This window comes from Moraxella lacunata, assembly GCF_900453205.1.
Taxonomy (GTDB): domain Bacteria; phylum Pseudomonadota; class Gammaproteobacteria; order Pseudomonadales; family Moraxellaceae; genus Moraxella; species Moraxella lacunata_B.
Map to the genome: position 1 here is coordinate 218456 of NZ_UGQU01000003.1, position 13145 is coordinate 231600.

20 protein-coding genes are annotated in these 13145 nt (G+C 39.4%); 4 read left to right on the plus strand and 16 right to left on the minus strand.

Annotation, left to right across the window (positions count from 1 at the left end; translation table 11 throughout):
* Window positions 1-32: 32 nt before the first annotated feature.
* From DX073_RS09960 to metK, 5 genes are all read right to left on the minus strand, one after another.
* On the minus strand, window positions 33-632 hold the full coding sequence (locus DX073_RS09960) for a hypothetical protein (RefSeq protein ID WP_147279718.1): 600 nt from the start codon (window positions 630-632) through the stop codon (window positions 33-35).
* A 12-nt stretch (window positions 633-644) separates the two neighbouring features.
* The gene (locus tag DX073_RS09965; RefSeq protein WP_115007915.1) at window positions 645-1241 is read right to left on the minus strand and encodes a hypothetical protein; all 597 of its coding nucleotides are present in this window, start codon (window positions 1239-1241) and stop codon (window positions 645-647) included.
* A complete protein-coding gene (locus DX073_RS09970; protein WP_115007916.1) occupies window positions 1238-1840 on the minus strand; it encodes a hypothetical protein in 603 nt (200 codons plus the stop codon). Before DX073_RS09970 ends, DX073_RS09965 begins: the two co-directional genes overlap by 4 nt.
* Before the next feature lie 103 nt (window positions 1841-1943).
* Window positions 1944-2276: a DUF3144 domain-containing protein gene (locus tag DX073_RS09975; RefSeq protein ID WP_079363991.1), complete on the minus strand. Its 333-nt coding sequence runs from the start codon at window positions 2274-2276 to the stop codon at window positions 1944-1946.
* Between the two features lie 229 nt (window positions 2277-2505).
* On the minus strand, window positions 2506-3672 hold the full coding sequence (metK, locus tag DX073_RS09980) for a methionine adenosyltransferase (protein WP_115007917.1): 1167 nt from the start codon (window positions 3670-3672) through the stop codon (window positions 2506-2508).
* A 331-nt stretch (window positions 3673-4003) separates the two neighbouring features.
* On the opposite strand from metK, the gene DX073_RS09990 reads away from it, so the two are divergent.
* Both DX073_RS09990 and DX073_RS09995 read left to right on the plus strand, forming a co-directional pair.
* Window positions 4004-4486 (plus strand): hypothetical protein, encoded by a 483-nt coding sequence (locus tag DX073_RS09990; protein ID WP_115007919.1) that lies wholly within the window; start codon window positions 4004-4006, stop codon window positions 4484-4486.
* Window positions 4483-4896, plus strand: a complete 414-nt coding sequence (locus DX073_RS09995; RefSeq protein WP_115007920.1) for a hypothetical protein — start codon at window positions 4483-4485, stop codon at window positions 4894-4896. The genes DX073_RS09990 and DX073_RS09995 overlap by 4 nt, the downstream gene beginning before the upstream one ends.
* On the opposite strand, the gene DX073_RS10000 is transcribed toward DX073_RS09995, so the two are convergent.
* The 6 genes from DX073_RS10000 to DX073_RS10025 form a co-directional block, all read right to left on the minus strand.
* A complete protein-coding gene (locus DX073_RS10000) occupies window positions 4886-5731 on the minus strand; it encodes an NAD-dependent epimerase/dehydratase family protein (protein ID WP_115007921.1) in 846 nt (281 codons plus the stop codon). The genes DX073_RS09995 and DX073_RS10000 overlap by 11 nt on opposite strands.
* Before the next feature lie 16 nt (window positions 5732-5747).
* Window positions 5748-6155 (minus strand): thiol-disulfide oxidoreductase DCC family protein, encoded by a 408-nt coding sequence (locus DX073_RS10005; protein WP_115007922.1) that lies wholly within the window; start codon window positions 6153-6155, stop codon window positions 5748-5750.
* Complete coding sequence (locus DX073_RS10010) at window positions 6152-7051, minus strand: TIGR01777 family oxidoreductase (protein ID WP_115007923.1); 900 nt, start codon at window positions 7049-7051, stop codon at window positions 6152-6154. Before DX073_RS10010 ends, DX073_RS10005 begins: the two co-directional genes overlap by 4 nt.
* Window positions 7048-7500 (minus strand): hypothetical protein, encoded by a 453-nt coding sequence (locus DX073_RS10015; RefSeq protein WP_115007924.1) that lies wholly within the window; start codon window positions 7498-7500, stop codon window positions 7048-7050. The genes DX073_RS10010 and DX073_RS10015 overlap by 4 nt, the downstream gene beginning before the upstream one ends.
* Window positions 7501-7508: 8 nt before the next feature.
* Window positions 7509-7988 carry a DUF2269 family protein gene (locus DX073_RS10020; RefSeq protein WP_115007925.1) on the minus strand — a complete coding sequence of 160 codons (480 nt, stop codon included), beginning with the start codon at window positions 7986-7988 and terminating at the stop codon, window positions 7509-7511.
* A 69-nt stretch (window positions 7989-8057) separates the two neighbouring features.
* Complete coding sequence (locus DX073_RS10025) at window positions 8058-8447, minus strand: DoxX-like family protein (protein ID WP_115007926.1); 390 nt, start codon at window positions 8445-8447, stop codon at window positions 8058-8060.
* A 253-nt stretch (window positions 8448-8700) separates the two neighbouring features.
* On the opposite strand from DX073_RS10025, the gene DX073_RS14740 reads away from it, so the two are divergent.
* Entirely contained in the window at window positions 8701-8832 is a 132-nt protein-coding gene (locus DX073_RS14740) for a hypothetical protein (RefSeq protein WP_258556929.1), read from the plus strand.
* On the opposite strand, the gene DX073_RS10035 is transcribed toward DX073_RS14740, so the two are convergent.
* Genes DX073_RS10035 through DX073_RS10045 form a run of 3 tightly spaced genes read right to left on the minus strand, consistent with a single transcriptional unit; the run spans window position 8829 to window position 10389 of the window.
* Window positions 8829-9278 (minus strand): thiol-disulfide oxidoreductase DCC family protein, encoded by a 450-nt coding sequence (locus DX073_RS10035; RefSeq protein ID WP_115007927.1) that lies wholly within the window; start codon window positions 9276-9278, stop codon window positions 8829-8831. The two genes, DX073_RS14740 and DX073_RS10035, sit on opposite strands and share 4 nt — an antisense overlap.
* 51 nt (window positions 9279-9329) lie before the next feature.
* Window positions 9330-9851, minus strand: coding sequence for a hypothetical protein (locus DX073_RS10040; RefSeq protein ID WP_115007928.1), 522 nt, complete (start codon window positions 9849-9851; stop codon window positions 9330-9332).
* 19 nt (window positions 9852-9870) lie between these two features.
* Complete coding sequence (locus DX073_RS10045; protein ID WP_078273360.1) at window positions 9871-10389, minus strand: GbsR/MarR family transcriptional regulator; 519 nt, start codon at window positions 10387-10389, stop codon at window positions 9871-9873.
* Between the two features lie 287 nt (window positions 10390-10676).
* On the opposite strand from DX073_RS10045, the gene exaC reads away from it, so the two are divergent.
* Complete coding sequence (gene exaC, locus DX073_RS10050) at window positions 10677-12191, plus strand: acetaldehyde dehydrogenase ExaC (protein ID WP_115007929.1); 1515 nt, start codon at window positions 10677-10679, stop codon at window positions 12189-12191.
* A gap of 63 nt (window positions 12192-12254) precedes the next feature.
* On the opposite strand, the gene DX073_RS10055 is transcribed toward exaC, so the two are convergent.
* Together DX073_RS10055 and DX073_RS10060 are read right to left on the minus strand one after the other, a co-directional pair.
* Window positions 12255-12740: a PIN domain-containing protein gene (locus DX073_RS10055; protein ID WP_115007930.1), complete on the minus strand. Its 486-nt coding sequence runs from the start codon at window positions 12738-12740 to the stop codon at window positions 12255-12257.
* A 7-nt stretch (window positions 12741-12747) separates the two neighbouring features.
* Window positions 12748-13068: a hypothetical protein gene (locus tag DX073_RS10060; protein WP_115007931.1), complete on the minus strand. Its 321-nt coding sequence runs from the start codon at window positions 13066-13068 to the stop codon at window positions 12748-12750.
* Between the last annotated feature and the right edge of the window lie 77 nt (window positions 13069-13145).

Here is a 13145-nt window from a genome sequence, read left to right on the forward strand (position 1 = left end):
AATCCGCTCAATCAAGGTTGAGTGGATTTTTGTTACAGTGTATATATCTCGTACATAACCCACACCGCCCCAATCGCCATCACCGTCCAATACACTTTGGCGGTTGATGTCATGCGTTCGTCATTGCCGATATAAAACGGCTCATAACGTGGCGGTATTGTGCCTTCATGAATTTGCTTGATGAGTGCAAAAATCTCTTTTTCATTGATGAGTGTTTGCTCATAACGGCAAGTGGTTAATGCCAAATGTTCATTATCGCCCGTCTTTAAGCTGATATCCATGCGATACACCATAAATCCAAAACGGTGATTTTCTTGAATGTGTAACGACAAATCCGCAATGTCATCAAACTCTATGAATTTATCATTAAAAACACCTCGCCCAATGATATAGTCTTTATCAATGATAAGCATGGGTTTTTTGATGATTAAATTTTTTAAAAAGATAATCAGAAAAAACAACCAAAACAAACCCGATAATAAAATAACCCCATTGATAAACCAACTACCAACATCAGATAACACATACCAAAAACAATAAGTCGCCCCGATACAAACAACAAGCATAAAGAATTGTATCACAAGGGAGCGTTGAGTGGGATATAGATATAGGGGCAAGCGAAAACCAGTCATGGTGTTTTACCGTCATTTCATCAAATTACCAACAACCAACATCAGTACCACAAAACCAATCATAAACAATCCCCATGTTGTCATGCGGTCATGAATGTCCATATCAAAATCTTCAAATGTGGGCGGTATATTGCCTTGATGAACTTGATTGATAAGATGAAAGATTTCTTTTTCATTGATTATTACTGTTTCATATTTCATGCTTCTAATAGGCAGATATAATTTTTTGCCATTTTTTAATAAAATGACAATATGCCAATGTTTCACGTCTTTATGAGTATGATAATCTAATTCTAATGAGTGAATGTCTTTAAAAGCAATGGCGTTATTTTTATTCAACAATCTTTTTAATAATCCATGTCCGCCACTAATGCGATAACGGGTAATCACTAAGGCAGGCGTGGGATTGATTAAAGAAATGACACATACCAAAACAATCAAAACCCCAAAAACCATGGATAAAATCGAGATGGTAATCATAAACCAGTCATCGGTAGTGGTGTTCATCGTTTGCTCAATCCAAATCATCGCACCGCCAATAACCAAAGAAAATAGCAGGAATTTATTGGAATAATAAAGTTCTATCGGTAGGGGGATTTTATCGCTCATGCGTGTTTAATTCCCATGATAATCGCCAATAATAGCATACTTGTCATAAAGACAATCATCAATAAACCGCCTACATTGACTCTGTCAAAAATGCCCATTTTTGTTGTGGGAATGATTAAAACATCTCGACCCTGATAGGCTTGATTGATTAGGTCAAATAGCTGTTTTTCATCAAGATGTAAATGATTGTGGCGATAGGCATTCAAAGATATCTTTTGTATATCATTATCTTTATGGATTTGTATGTACCAAAATTTAAAATCACGATAGCTTTGATAATCCAATATGCCAACATCTTGGTTGTGGGCTTGAATGTCCCTAAAATAAATTGTTTGCTGTGTGATGTGAAAAAATGAAAGGTGGTCTTTATCAATAACAAAGAAAGGTTCATCTCTGATTACTTTAAAAAACTGATAAAAAACAAAACCCAAAGCAATCAAAAATAAAACACCAAATAAAATTTTGATAAAAAATTCATCTTTGGCAATCCAAAATCCCAAACCAAATAATACCGCCAAAAAAATATAAAACACAATCAATACCCAATGTACTCGCTTTTTGGGATATAAGATTAGGGGTAGGGGAATTTTATCGCTCATGGTTATGTCTGGGGTAGTTTAAAATGCTATCATAAGGGCGAATAATTATATCCGCCCCTAACAATCTTTTTAAGATACCATTGATTTTAAAACATCATTAACGCTACTTTTTAATCCCTGTATATTTTTCAAAATTCTCGGCATAATCATCAATATTATCGCTAAGCATTTTTTGGTATTGCTCGGTATAAAAAGCGATGATGTCCGCTTTTTCTTTGGCAAAATCCGACCCCTTGACAAAACCAATGCTCGCTGCTGACACCGCAAAACGAGCAGCGGCATAAGTCAAAGACGCCGCCACTTGCCCTGCGTGAGAGTTTGGCGATAATTGGCTGTTGGCAAGGGTAATCACACTATCCGCCCGCTCAAAAAAGGCGTTGGCATCTTGGGGTAATTCGGCGGTGTTATTGGTCATTTGTTCGTTAAGGTTTGACATAAGTTTTCCTTTAAATTGATATTGAACGAATGAAATTAAATTAATGACATTGTTAAGTGGTTTGGATATATTGTAGGGGCAAATTACATTTGCCCTGTGATAAAGTGTTGATTTTTGGGCGTTGTGTTCACCCCTACACGTCCACATTCAAATCATTTTTACTTGATAATACCAAATTAACAAAAGCCAGTCAAAAAACTGGCTTTTATCTTAGCATAATCTTAGTAAATCACCAATTCGTATCCGCTTTAATCGCTTCTACTTTATCGGTTTTTTCCCAAGTAAAGGCATTGTCCGTGCCATGTCGCCCAAAATGCCCATAACTTGCTGTAATTTCGTACATGGGTTGTAGCAAGTCCAGCATGCGAGTGATACCATAGGGGCGTAGGTCAAAGTGGGTGCGGATTAGGCGAATGATTTCGTCATTACTCACTTTACCTGTACCAAAGGTATTGACCGAAATGGAAGTCGGCTCCGCCACACCAATAGCATAGGACACCTGCACTTCAATGCGGTCGGCAAGCCCTGCGGCTACCAAGTTTTTGGCAACATAACGCCCTGCATAGGCGGCACTTCTGTCCACCTTAGATGGGTCTTTACCAGAAAACGCCCCACCACCGTGCCGTGCCATACCGCCATAAGTATCCACAATGATTTTACGTCCAGTCAGACCTGCGTCCCCCACAGGCCCACCGATGACAAATTTGCCCGTTGGGTTGATGTGGTATTTTGTGCCTGCGTGGAGCAGGTCGGCAGGAATGACTTTTTTGATAATTTCTTCCATGACCGCTTCATATAGGTCGGCTTGACTAATGCTTGGGTCGTGCTGGGTGGATAGCACCAAAGCGTCCACAGCGGACGGTTTACCATGCTCGTCATAACGCAGGCTCACTTGTGCCTTAGCGTCTGGACGAAGCCACGACAGCGTGCCGTTTTTTCTAAGTTCGGCTTGTTTTTCCATTAGGCGGTGGGATAATTGAATCGGTGCTGGCATTAAAACATCGGTTTCATTGGTCGCATAGCCAAACATCAACCCTTGGTCGCCCGCCCCTTGCTCTTCGGGGTGGCTTCTGTCCACGCCTTGGGCAATCTCGGGCGACTGTTTGCCAATCATATTGATGACCGCACAGCTTGACCCGTCAAAGCCCAAATCGCTATGGTTATAGCCGATTTTATTGACCGTACGGCGGACGATGGCTTCCACGTCAATGTTGGCGTGGGTCGTGATTTCGCCTGCCAATACGACCGCCCCTGTTTTGGTTAGGGTTTCGCACGCCACACGAGCGTCCTTGTCTTGGGTCAAAATCTCATCAAGTATGGCATCTGAGATTTGGTCTGCCATTTTATCAGGGTGTCCTTCGGAGACGGACTCTGATGTAAATAATTGATAATTCATAAAAAATCACTTAAATAGATTAAAAAACTTACGACATTCTGGTGGCTTTTCATTATTTGCCAAAAAACAAAAGGGCAAATCTAGGCTTGACAGAATGAGCAAAACTCTACATCGTAAGGCGAGAATATCTGAATTTTGCATAGATATTTGGTGGAAAATTATACCCCATTTTGGCGGATAAATGTAAAAAAATAGATGAAAAAAATTTGTCAAATCATGAAAAATTTTGTAGGGTTTGTTATTTTCCATGATTTTTCCATGATTTTTTCACAATCATACAAAGAGCGAGTGATTATAATAATGCCAATTTATCAACACAAAAAGGCATACTATGACACAAAAATATGACATGACCGAGCTTTGGTCAAAATGGATGGCATTGGTATGGTTAAATGCTATTCTTGGGTTGTTTCTTGGTGGTTTTTTGGAGGTTAAGTCATGGACGTATAATATAGGTATCTTTTTTGGTATTTGGGTATTTGTGCCAATCTATGTATTTTTGGATAAATACGCGTTGGATCATCAATATGAACGATTTAGAAAAGCTTTATGGATTGGCGTGATTATTCGGGTGTTAATGCAGTTAATTATGGTTGCGGATATGGTTGCAGGTGTAATAGCGTATGAATTGGTTGGCGGTATTATGGGTTTTAATGAAAGGACACGCCCAGCAGACATCGGGTTTTTTGGAGCGTTTTTCTTAACGGTGGTAACAGGTGGGGTATTATCCGTTGTGGTGGCGATATTGACGGCGGTGATTATGGCGACAATAACGATTCGTGATTATTTAAAAAATAATGGGGCTAAAAGATGAATAATATTTGGTTAAAATGGACAGGTCTGGTATGCTCCAATGCAATCGTTGGGTTTTTATTTTTGGGTGCTTTTGGGGGTTATTTTAGTAATTGGCTAGAGACATTAAGTTTGATATTGGGCGTATTGGTATTTGTGCCTATTTATGTGATGATAGATAAATATGCCTTAGCACATTATCCAACATTTAGTCTGATATTGCATGATATGGTTATGGGTAGGATTTTATTACAATTTAGCATTCTTACAGAATTTGTGGTGGCTTTATTGGCGATAAAAATTTTAACGATGATAACAGGGTTTTATTATACGCCTTATTTTAAAGGTTTTATGCTGATGTTTATATCGGGATTGTTGGTATCTACTTTTATTTTGGGATTGTCATGGATTATTTTTAAAATTAAAAAATAAAATCCTGATAACTGTTTGTATTTTTGCCTAATAATTTTATAAAATCATTTTCATCAACCACTTGACTGTTTTGTAATAATGTTAAATTATCCATAGAAAACAACGGATTTTTATATATTGGATAAATCATTTTTAAAAATAATTTAGCAAAATATACAGGGATATTGATAATAAAAACAGGCTGTTTTTGATAAAAATTAGTTGCCAGTATTTTTAAATAATCTGTTAATAAAATGGGCGAGCTTGCCATATTAACAACATCACTTTTTTGTAAAGATGTTTGAAAAGATAAAAGATGTAAAAACCCCAACGCCACATCATCAACATGAATAGGCTGTATGATAAAATGACCGCCATTAGGCAAAACCCAAATCGGTAATTTGGCAAGTCTCAAAAACAGCTCGGTACTTACTCCACCTTGCCCAAACACCAAAGACGGACGAATGACAGTTACCCTAAAATCATCATCTGCCAATGCCAATAACGCCTTATCGCCACGCCCTTTACTGCCCACAAAAGCAATGGGCGAATGCTCGTCCGCTCCGAGTGCTGAGAGATTTAGCCAATGCTTTACGCCATTTTGTTTGGCGATAGTGGCAAGGTAAACAGGCGTATGATGATGAATATTTTCCATAAAGGCGGTATCATCACTCATCACGCCAACAGCGTTAATCACCACATCAATATCATCAAATAAATCGGGCGGTAGGGTTGGATAATTAAAATCAAGCGTTTTTGATGATAGGGTTTTTATGTGATATAAGGGATTTTTACTTAATAAATTATCAATCTTTTTGCCAATAAATCCTGTATGACCGAATAATAAAATGTTCATGGTTTTTTATGTTGATTTAATCGCTCTTTTGGTGATAATTGACAAATACCATTATCGCATTCATTGATTTCTGTATATTACCAAACAGTTTGATAATAAGCCATTTTGGGATTTTGTAGCGGTATTTGGCAAATAAAGGATAGATAATGGCACTTAATGGCTTGATGATTGGCAAATGAAGTAATTTGTTAAATTTGGTGTCGGCAGTTTGGTGCAAAAGTCGCACCGCTTTTATGCCTTTGTGCATGACATTATTATCATCTAATACGCATAAATAAGTCATGGCGGTTAATTCATCAATGCCATGCTTTTGTAATTCTGCCAAGCCGTATTTTATGGGGGTGATGTGAATATCATCGCTTTTGATATGATAGGCTTCGGTACGACAAATGGGGCAAGTGTCATCGTAATACATTTTAATCATAATTTATCCTCCAAAAAATAAATACTTTTGTCTTGAAACTCAAATCCCATAGACAGTAATTGATTGGGCAAAACTTTTTGTCCGTCTATCAATAACGTTGCCATTTCACCAAGCAATAATGTCAAAAACCAAGACGGCAAATGAAATAACGTGGGTTTATTTAATAATTGCCCAATCGCTTTGGTAAAGTCGGCATTGGTTATTGGATTGGGGCTTGTTAGATTATAAAATTGGCGAATGGGTAAATCATCGCTTTTATTTTTGGCAATGATAAACAGCACGGCACGCACCCAATCAGACACGCTAATAAAACTTAATACCTGTTTGCCATTGCCAAGCTGTCCGCCAAGCCCCATTTTAAAGGCAGGTAGCAGACGAGTCATCATGCCACCATTAGGGTCTAGCACCACGCCTGTGCGAATGATGGCGACTTTTGTGGGGCAAATATCAGTGGCGGATAGGGCAAGATTTTCCCAAGTTTGACAAAGCTCGCTGGCAAAATCTTGACAAATGGGCGATGAATTTTCATCAAAAATCGTATTATCCGACACGCCGTAATAACCAATCGCCGACCCACTTATCAATAATGATATGGGATTGTTTTTGATAAAGTCTAATATCGCCAAAGTGGGGTTCGTTCTGCTATCAAAAAGCCGTCTTTTTTGTTTATCGCTCCACCGTTTATCAGCAATGCCTGCCCCTGCCAAATTGATGATGACATCAATGGGTGTTGATAAATTTTTTAGGGTATTGTAATCAATCACTTTGATATTATTTAAAGGCGTGATTTTATCAGGATTTTGACTTACCCAAATCACATGATGACCTAAGTTTAATAATGCTGGGGTTAATTGTCGCCCCAAAAAACCACTACCGCCAGTGATTAAAATATTCATAAACTCTCCTTATACTCTATCACAGATTTTGGCAGGACAAACCACCCAATAATTATGGCTGATAAAGCCCCTAATAATCCCATAACACTCATTATCGTTAAATCATCATTAACACTTTCTAATGATAAGTTATCTCTAAAAAATAAAAATGCTAATGTGAATATAAAAGATGTAAAAAACCCTATTAAACTGATGATGACAAAATGACTGGGTTTTTTATAAAATTTGAATTTAGCAATCAAACACCCTGTGGCAGTTGCAGGAATAAATCCCACAAACATCCCAATAATACCGATAAATAATACCGAACCAATAAAATCCAAAATATCGTTAATGCCGTCTAGCTCGCCCACCATGCCCACCATGCCAATTAACACGCCACCCACCAAACCACCTAAGACAGCATAGGTGTATAGGATTTTGTTTGTGGGATAATTTACTTGATTCATGATAACTCCTACATCGGCTTAAATACCATTAAAAACACAATCCCCAATACCGCCAAGAATGCAGGATAGCCTGCCAATTCCCATTTTCTGGCATAGTCCCAATAGGATTGGGGTAGGGCGGTGTCGCCATTGTCGTGCGACTGTTTGGCGATGTCTCGCATTTTTAGTTGCCACACGACCACAGGAAGCCAGCACGCCCCCGTAAAGAAAAACAGCAAAAGACTTGCCCAAATCCAAGTGGCAGAAAATGGCATGTTTAGGGCGTTCATGAGCCACAGTCCCGAGAAAAACTGAAAAAACACCGCAGGGGTGGTAAACCAAAAATCCGCCCGACACACCCAATGGCTGACGACCGATTGGGCAGGGACACAGCCACTGCGATTGGTTACGAACAGATAAAACGCCGTGCCAAAGCCTGTGCCTAAAATTATCATGGCGGATAAGATATGCAAGGTTTTGATGAGTTGATATAGGGTAAAGTCGCTCATGGTTTTTCCTTGGTTTACCATAATTTCTGTAAAAACAGAAACAATTTAATAAAAAATAGCAGGCACGCCCTAACTTATTTTGGGTTTGTGATACTCATATAAAAATATCACGATTGCCAAAATGGGCAGGGTTTTTATCATACTGCCTAAGGGGTGTAACAATTGTTCTATCAGTAATGATTTTGGCAAAAGCGTTAAAATCAATGTATTATAGCCAATGATGATAATGATTTGGGCAAGCCAAAGCAGATAATGCGTGCGGTATTTGGTCATGATAAGTAGGGCAAATAACACATCAATGCTACTGGCTCCGATAAATAACACATTACCAATCACGCCATAAAATCTCATGCTGTGTAATAAATCAAGCGATGATGAATGATTAAAAACTATGGGAACGATACCGCTATATAGCCATAATAAGGCAAGGGCGTGATAGATATAATTGGGTATTTTCATAAAATGCCTTTATTTTTAATAGATGATGATTGTTAATGTTATAAAAACCTGCTATGATAAACCTTTCTAAAAGACAAACATAAGTCTAAGATACCTACTTTGACAACCATTTACCCCCAAGATTTTGAGACTCTTGATAATGCCTTAACCGCCTTTCATCAAAAGGTCTATTATAATAAAGCAAGGCGTTGGTATAAAAAAACGTTTGGGCTGTTATGAAAAACCGTCCGTTCTAAAACGCAAACGCCAAAAAATGAAACGTCTATTGAGCCAACGACAAACTTATAATGCCCGTGTTTGTGATAACCCATTACCCAATCTCTGGCTAAAAATAGAATTGGATAAAAGCCTAGCACGAGATGCCCCTAATGCCGTTGGGCGTTAAGGTTTTGGATAAATATAACAGTTGCCAGTATCGCATAAGCCATTGAGTTCATTTAATTTTATATCATAAACCGCCCCATACCACCATTTTACCAAATAGGCAGGGATTAAATGACGGCGTTTGGCAAAATACGGATAGGCGATATTTAATAAGGCATAAATCACAGGCAGATTAAATAACCAAAACGCCCCCACGCCAAATAGTCGTATATTTGCCGTTTTGTACAATATTCGCACCGCTTCCATGCCTTTGTACCAAGCTCCCCATTCGTCTTTGACGCACAGATGAGTCATGGCTTCTTGGTAGCTGATACCTGCTTGGGCAAGCTCGTTTTGACCGTCCGATACGCTGATGATGATAATATCGCCACCACTCAGATGCCATAAAGACATTGCTTCGCTACGGCATAGGGTGCAACTGCTGTCATAGAACATGGCGAATTTCATGATATTTCCTTTTGAAATTTCTGTTAAAACAGAAATAATAATGCAAAAAAGTTAAAAATTATTGGGTAATTTTGGCAAAAATAATTTACCACAAATCATCGCTGATATTCCGCCAATAATAGCCAATGGAAAAGGTATAATAAACAAATCCCAAATTGTAATTTGCATATTCGGTTGTTGATTGCTAAAAACCACCATAAGTAAAGCAAAAATTGCCGTTATTAAAAAACCAATGGCAAATATTTTGATATAATCTTTTTTATCAATAAAGATAAAATTTTTAAATGATAAATAAATACCTGTCAAAAAAGCAGGAATGCCACCCGCCCAAGCACCAAGAAAAGCAAATCCAAGTATATAAAATGGTAACTTTAAGAATAAACTTATTATGCCTTTATGACTTATGTGGTTTATTATTTGTTCATAGGTAGTTTCTATCATAAAACCAATGCAACAAAACATAATACCGCCAATCATACCGCCACATAGCCCAAACCCAAAAATCACTTTTATTTTTGGATAAATAAAGCCATGTTGTTTGGCATAAGCTAGGATTTCTTTTTTGGTTGTCATTTTATTGCTCGTTTATTTTTTATTTCAAAAACTTCTGCACCGTTGCTCCAAGTTTTAGGATTTTATTGAGCGTATTTGTGGAGAGTTTTAGCATTTCATTTGCCCAAGTGGTGAGCGTATCCACAAAGCCGTGCGTGTCCTTAATGCGTTGTTTGACCCCTTCATTTTCCAGTTCAAATTCAGGCGTATTCATGAGTTCATCTAAAAACTGCACGGTAGGGGCAAGCTCTCTTTTGTAGCGTTCTTCTACGATAACCCGAGCCAGAGCCCATACATCAGTGTTAGTGGTAAAATAGTCTCGTCTGTCACCTAATATGTGCGTGGTCTGCACAAGATTTAGGCTTTGTAGTTCCTTAATGCTGTTGGAGACATTGGAGCGAGCGACCCCGAGCGTATCTACGATTTGTTCAGCGTTCATGGGCTTTGCTGTGATGAATAATAGGGCATGAATTTGGGCGACCGTGCGGTTTACGCCCCATTTACTGCCCATTTCGCCCCAATGCAGGACAAATTTTTCGGTGGTGGGGGAGAGTTTCATGGTGTTTTGCCTTGTTAGAATTTATGATTATTTTAGATATTTTTATAATTTCTGTCAATACTGAAATTTAGAAATTTAACAAAATCATTTTTACAATCAAACAACATTTCACCCTTGCAATTTGGTCAATTTTAAGATAATTTACAACTGTACATATCGGCAATGCCAACAGCTTGGGTGGGTTTGTACTTAGGTAATTTGTACTTGGGTAAATTGGCAAGCCGATAGGTGCAAGTTGCAGGTTAATACACCTTGCTTTTCGTTTACCATGTTTATAAGGAAATTGTATGCGTTATGCCAATCCCAATACAGACGGCTCAAAAGTCAACTTCAAATCCCAATATGAAAACTTCATCGGTGGCGAATGGGTTGCCCCCGTCAAAGGCGAGTATTTTGACGACATCTCGCCTGTGGACGGCAAAGCCTTTGCCAAAGTGCCAGACTCAACGAGCGAAGACATCGAGCTTGCCCTAGACGCTGCCCACAAAGCAAAAGACGCTTGGGGTAAGACATCCCCCATGGAGCGAAGCAATATCTTACTAAAAATCGCCGACCGCCTAGAAGAGAACTTGGAGACGCTTGCCGTTGCCGAGACGTGGGAGAACGGCAAGCCTGTGCGTGAGACGTTGGCGGCGGACATTCCCCTTGCCATTGACCATTTTCGCTATTTTGCAGGGTGCATTAGAGCCCAAGAAGGCGGTATCAGCGAGATTGATCGTGACACGGTGGCTTATCATTTTCATGAACCGTTGGGTGTGGTTGGGCAAATCATCCCTTGGAATTTCCCCATTCTTATGGCCGCATGGAAAATCGCCCCTGCACTGGCAGCAGGCAACTGTATCGTGCTAAAACCTGCCGAGCAAACGCCTGTGAGTATCCTTGTGCTGACCGAGCTTATCGAAGACATCTTGCCAAAAGGCGTGCTAAACATCGTCAATGGGGACGGCTTAAAGGTGGGTAAACCGCTTGCCACGAACCCACGCATTAGCAAAATCGCCTTTACAGGCTCGACCGAAGTCGGTCAATACATCATGCAATACGCAACCGAAAACATCATCCCTGTTACCTTGGAGCTAGGTGGTAAGTCGCCTAACATATTCTTTGCTGATGTCATGGACAAAGATGATGAGTTTTTGGACAAAGCCCTAGAAGGCTTTGCCATGTTCGCCCTAAACCAAGGCGAAGTGTGTACTTGTCCGTCTCGTGCGTTGGTGCATGAGAGTATCGCTGATGAGTTTATCAAGCGTGCCATTGAACGGGTTAAAAACATCAAAACAGGACATCCGCTTGATACCGAGACGATGATTGGGGCTCAGGCAAGTCAAGAACAGCAGGACAAAATCCTAAAATACATCGACATCGGTCAAAAAGAAGGGGCGGAGCTTTTGACAGGTGGCGGTGAGCGTAAAGAGAACGAAGACGGCGGATTTTATATTGAGCCGACTGTCTTTAAAGGCACCAATGGAATGCAGGTGTTCCGTGATGAAATCTTTGGTCCTGTCTTGACGGTTACAACCTTTAAGGATTTTGATGAAGCCATGCAAATCGCCAATGACACCATGTACGGCTTGGGTGCAGGCGTGTGGTCTCGCTCTGGAACGACTGCCTACCGTGCAGGGCGTGCGATACAGGCAGGGCGTGTGTGGACAAACTGCTATCACATCTATCCTGCCCACGCTGCCTTTGGCGGCTACAAAAAATCAGGGATTGGGCGTGAAAACCACAAGATGATGTTAGAGCATTATCAGCAAACCAAGAACCTATTGGTCAGCTATTCGCCAAAGGCAATGGGGTTTTTCTAAGTTTTTACTTAGTCTTTAAAGCCTTTAAACAAAAAACAGACAATGAAAAGTTGTCTGTTTTTTTTATTGAAAATGACGGTCTCGAATGTGATTGAAATTTATGGTTTTGATGCCGTGATTCACTCCAAAAGCATATAAAGGCAAATCTGCGGTAATCAAAACTGTGTGGGTATCCTTTGCTAGCTCAAAAATCGCACCATCGGTTAAGCCTAAATGAATAAAAGCAGGGCTTTTTATGATGTCTTTGGCGGATAAATATATTTCTTGTTTTTGGCTAATAAAATCCGCCAAATAAGCAAACAAAATCTGCCTGTGTTCGCCTTGCACCCAATCAATTAAATTAACTGTTTCAGCCAAAATATGGGGCGTGGTAATAATATCTTTAAATTGGCTGAGTAGGTCGTTTAATAAAATAAAATCATCGCTCGTATATTGACGTGTCTTTTTGTTTTTCTCAATAGAGCCCACACCCAATTGACCAACCAATAAGACGGTCAATAAGTTGGTGTCTAATAACGCCACATGGGCGGAATTGGCATAAAAGTGCATGATGACTTTAAAGTGGTCTTATCATCATTTTGATAAGTTTGCCATCATGGGCGTTTATTTCAAAGATTTTGTATTCTCGAATCATTTCTAGTCGCTCGCCTTTTTCGGCATTGAGATTGGCAAAATAGTCCATGGCAAGATTGGTGCGATATCTGGCATTACTCTCAATTTTGTGGCGTTCGGTATTATAACCCAAAGTAACTTTCCAGTTATCATGTTGGTCGTCAAAATCAATCTCTTCTAGACTTAAATCTTTGATGTCTTCATCAGCATACAGCTCTTTGGCGTAGAATTTGGCTTTTTTGACGGCTTCTTGCATATTTAACATGGTGCAACCCTTGGTTGAAATCAGGTTATTGTAGTGAATTTGATGGATTTTGACAAGACTGTTTTGTAATGGGTGCT

Excerpts from the sequence above, each read along its gene's own strand:
- exaC (WP_115007929.1), top strand. The coding sequence starts at position 10,677 with ATGCGTTATGCCAATCCCAATACAGACGGCTCAAAAGTCAACTTCAAA.
- DX073_RS09975 (WP_079363991.1), bottom strand. The coding sequence starts at position 2,276 with ATGTCAAACCTTAACGAACAAATGACCAATAACACCGCCGAATTACCC.
- DX073_RS14740 (WP_258556929.1), top strand. The coding sequence starts at position 8,701 with ATGAAACGTCTATTGAGCCAACGACAAACTTATAATGCCCGTGTTTGT.
- DX073_RS09995 (WP_115007920.1), top strand. The coding sequence starts at position 4,483 with ATGAATAATATTTGGTTAAAATGGACAGGTCTGGTATGCTCCAATGCA.
- DX073_RS10025 (WP_115007926.1), bottom strand. The coding sequence starts at position 8,447 with ATGAAAATACCCAATTATATCTATCACGCCCTTGCCTTATTATGGCTA.
- DX073_RS10035 (WP_115007927.1), bottom strand. The coding sequence starts at position 9,278 with ATGAAATTCGCCATGTTCTATGACAGCAGTTGCACCCTATGCCGTAGC.
- DX073_RS10060 (WP_115007931.1), bottom strand. The coding sequence starts at position 13,068 with ATGTTAAATATGCAAGAAGCCGTCAAAAAAGCCAAATTCTACGCCAAA.
- DX073_RS09965 (WP_115007915.1), bottom strand. The coding sequence starts at position 1,241 with ATGAGCGATAAAATCCCCCTACCGATAGAACTTTATTATTCCAATAAA.
- DX073_RS10015 (WP_115007924.1), bottom strand. The coding sequence starts at position 7,500 with ATGAATCAAGTAAATTATCCCACAAACAAAATCCTATACACCTATGCT.
- DX073_RS10000 (WP_115007921.1), bottom strand. The coding sequence starts at position 5,731 with ATGAACATTTTATTATTCGGTCATACAGGATTTATTGGCAAAAAGATT.
- DX073_RS10010 (WP_115007923.1), bottom strand. The coding sequence starts at position 7,051 with ATGAATATTTTAATCACTGGCGGTAGTGGTTTTTTGGGGCGACAATTA.
- DX073_RS09990 (WP_115007919.1), top strand. The coding sequence starts at position 4,004 with ATGACACAAAAATATGACATGACCGAGCTTTGGTCAAAATGGATGGCA.
- metK (WP_115007917.1), bottom strand. The coding sequence starts at position 3,672 with ATGAATTATCAATTATTTACATCAGAGTCCGTCTCCGAAGGACACCCT.
- DX073_RS10055 (WP_115007930.1), bottom strand. The coding sequence starts at position 12,740 with ATGCACTTTTATGCCAATTCCGCCCATGTGGCGTTATTAGACACCAAC.
- DX073_RS10045 (WP_078273360.1), bottom strand. The coding sequence starts at position 10,389 with ATGAAACTCTCCCCCACCACCGAAAAATTTGTCCTGCATTGGGGCGAA.
- DX073_RS09960 (WP_147279718.1), bottom strand. The coding sequence starts at position 632 with ATGACTGGTTTTCGCTTGCCCCTATATCTATATCCCACTCAACGCTCC.
- DX073_RS10005 (WP_115007922.1), bottom strand. The coding sequence starts at position 6,155 with ATGATTAAAATGTATTACGATGACACTTGCCCCATTTGTCGTACCGAA.
- DX073_RS09970 (WP_115007916.1), bottom strand. The coding sequence starts at position 1,840 with ATGAGCGATAAAATTCCCCTACCCCTAATCTTATATCCCAAAAAGCGA.
- DX073_RS10020 (WP_115007925.1), bottom strand. The coding sequence starts at position 7,988 with ATGAGCGACTTTACCCTATATCAACTCATCAAAACCTTGCATATCTTA.
- DX073_RS10040 (WP_115007928.1), bottom strand. The coding sequence starts at position 9,851 with ATGACAACCAAAAAAGAAATCCTAGCTTATGCCAAACAACATGGCTTT.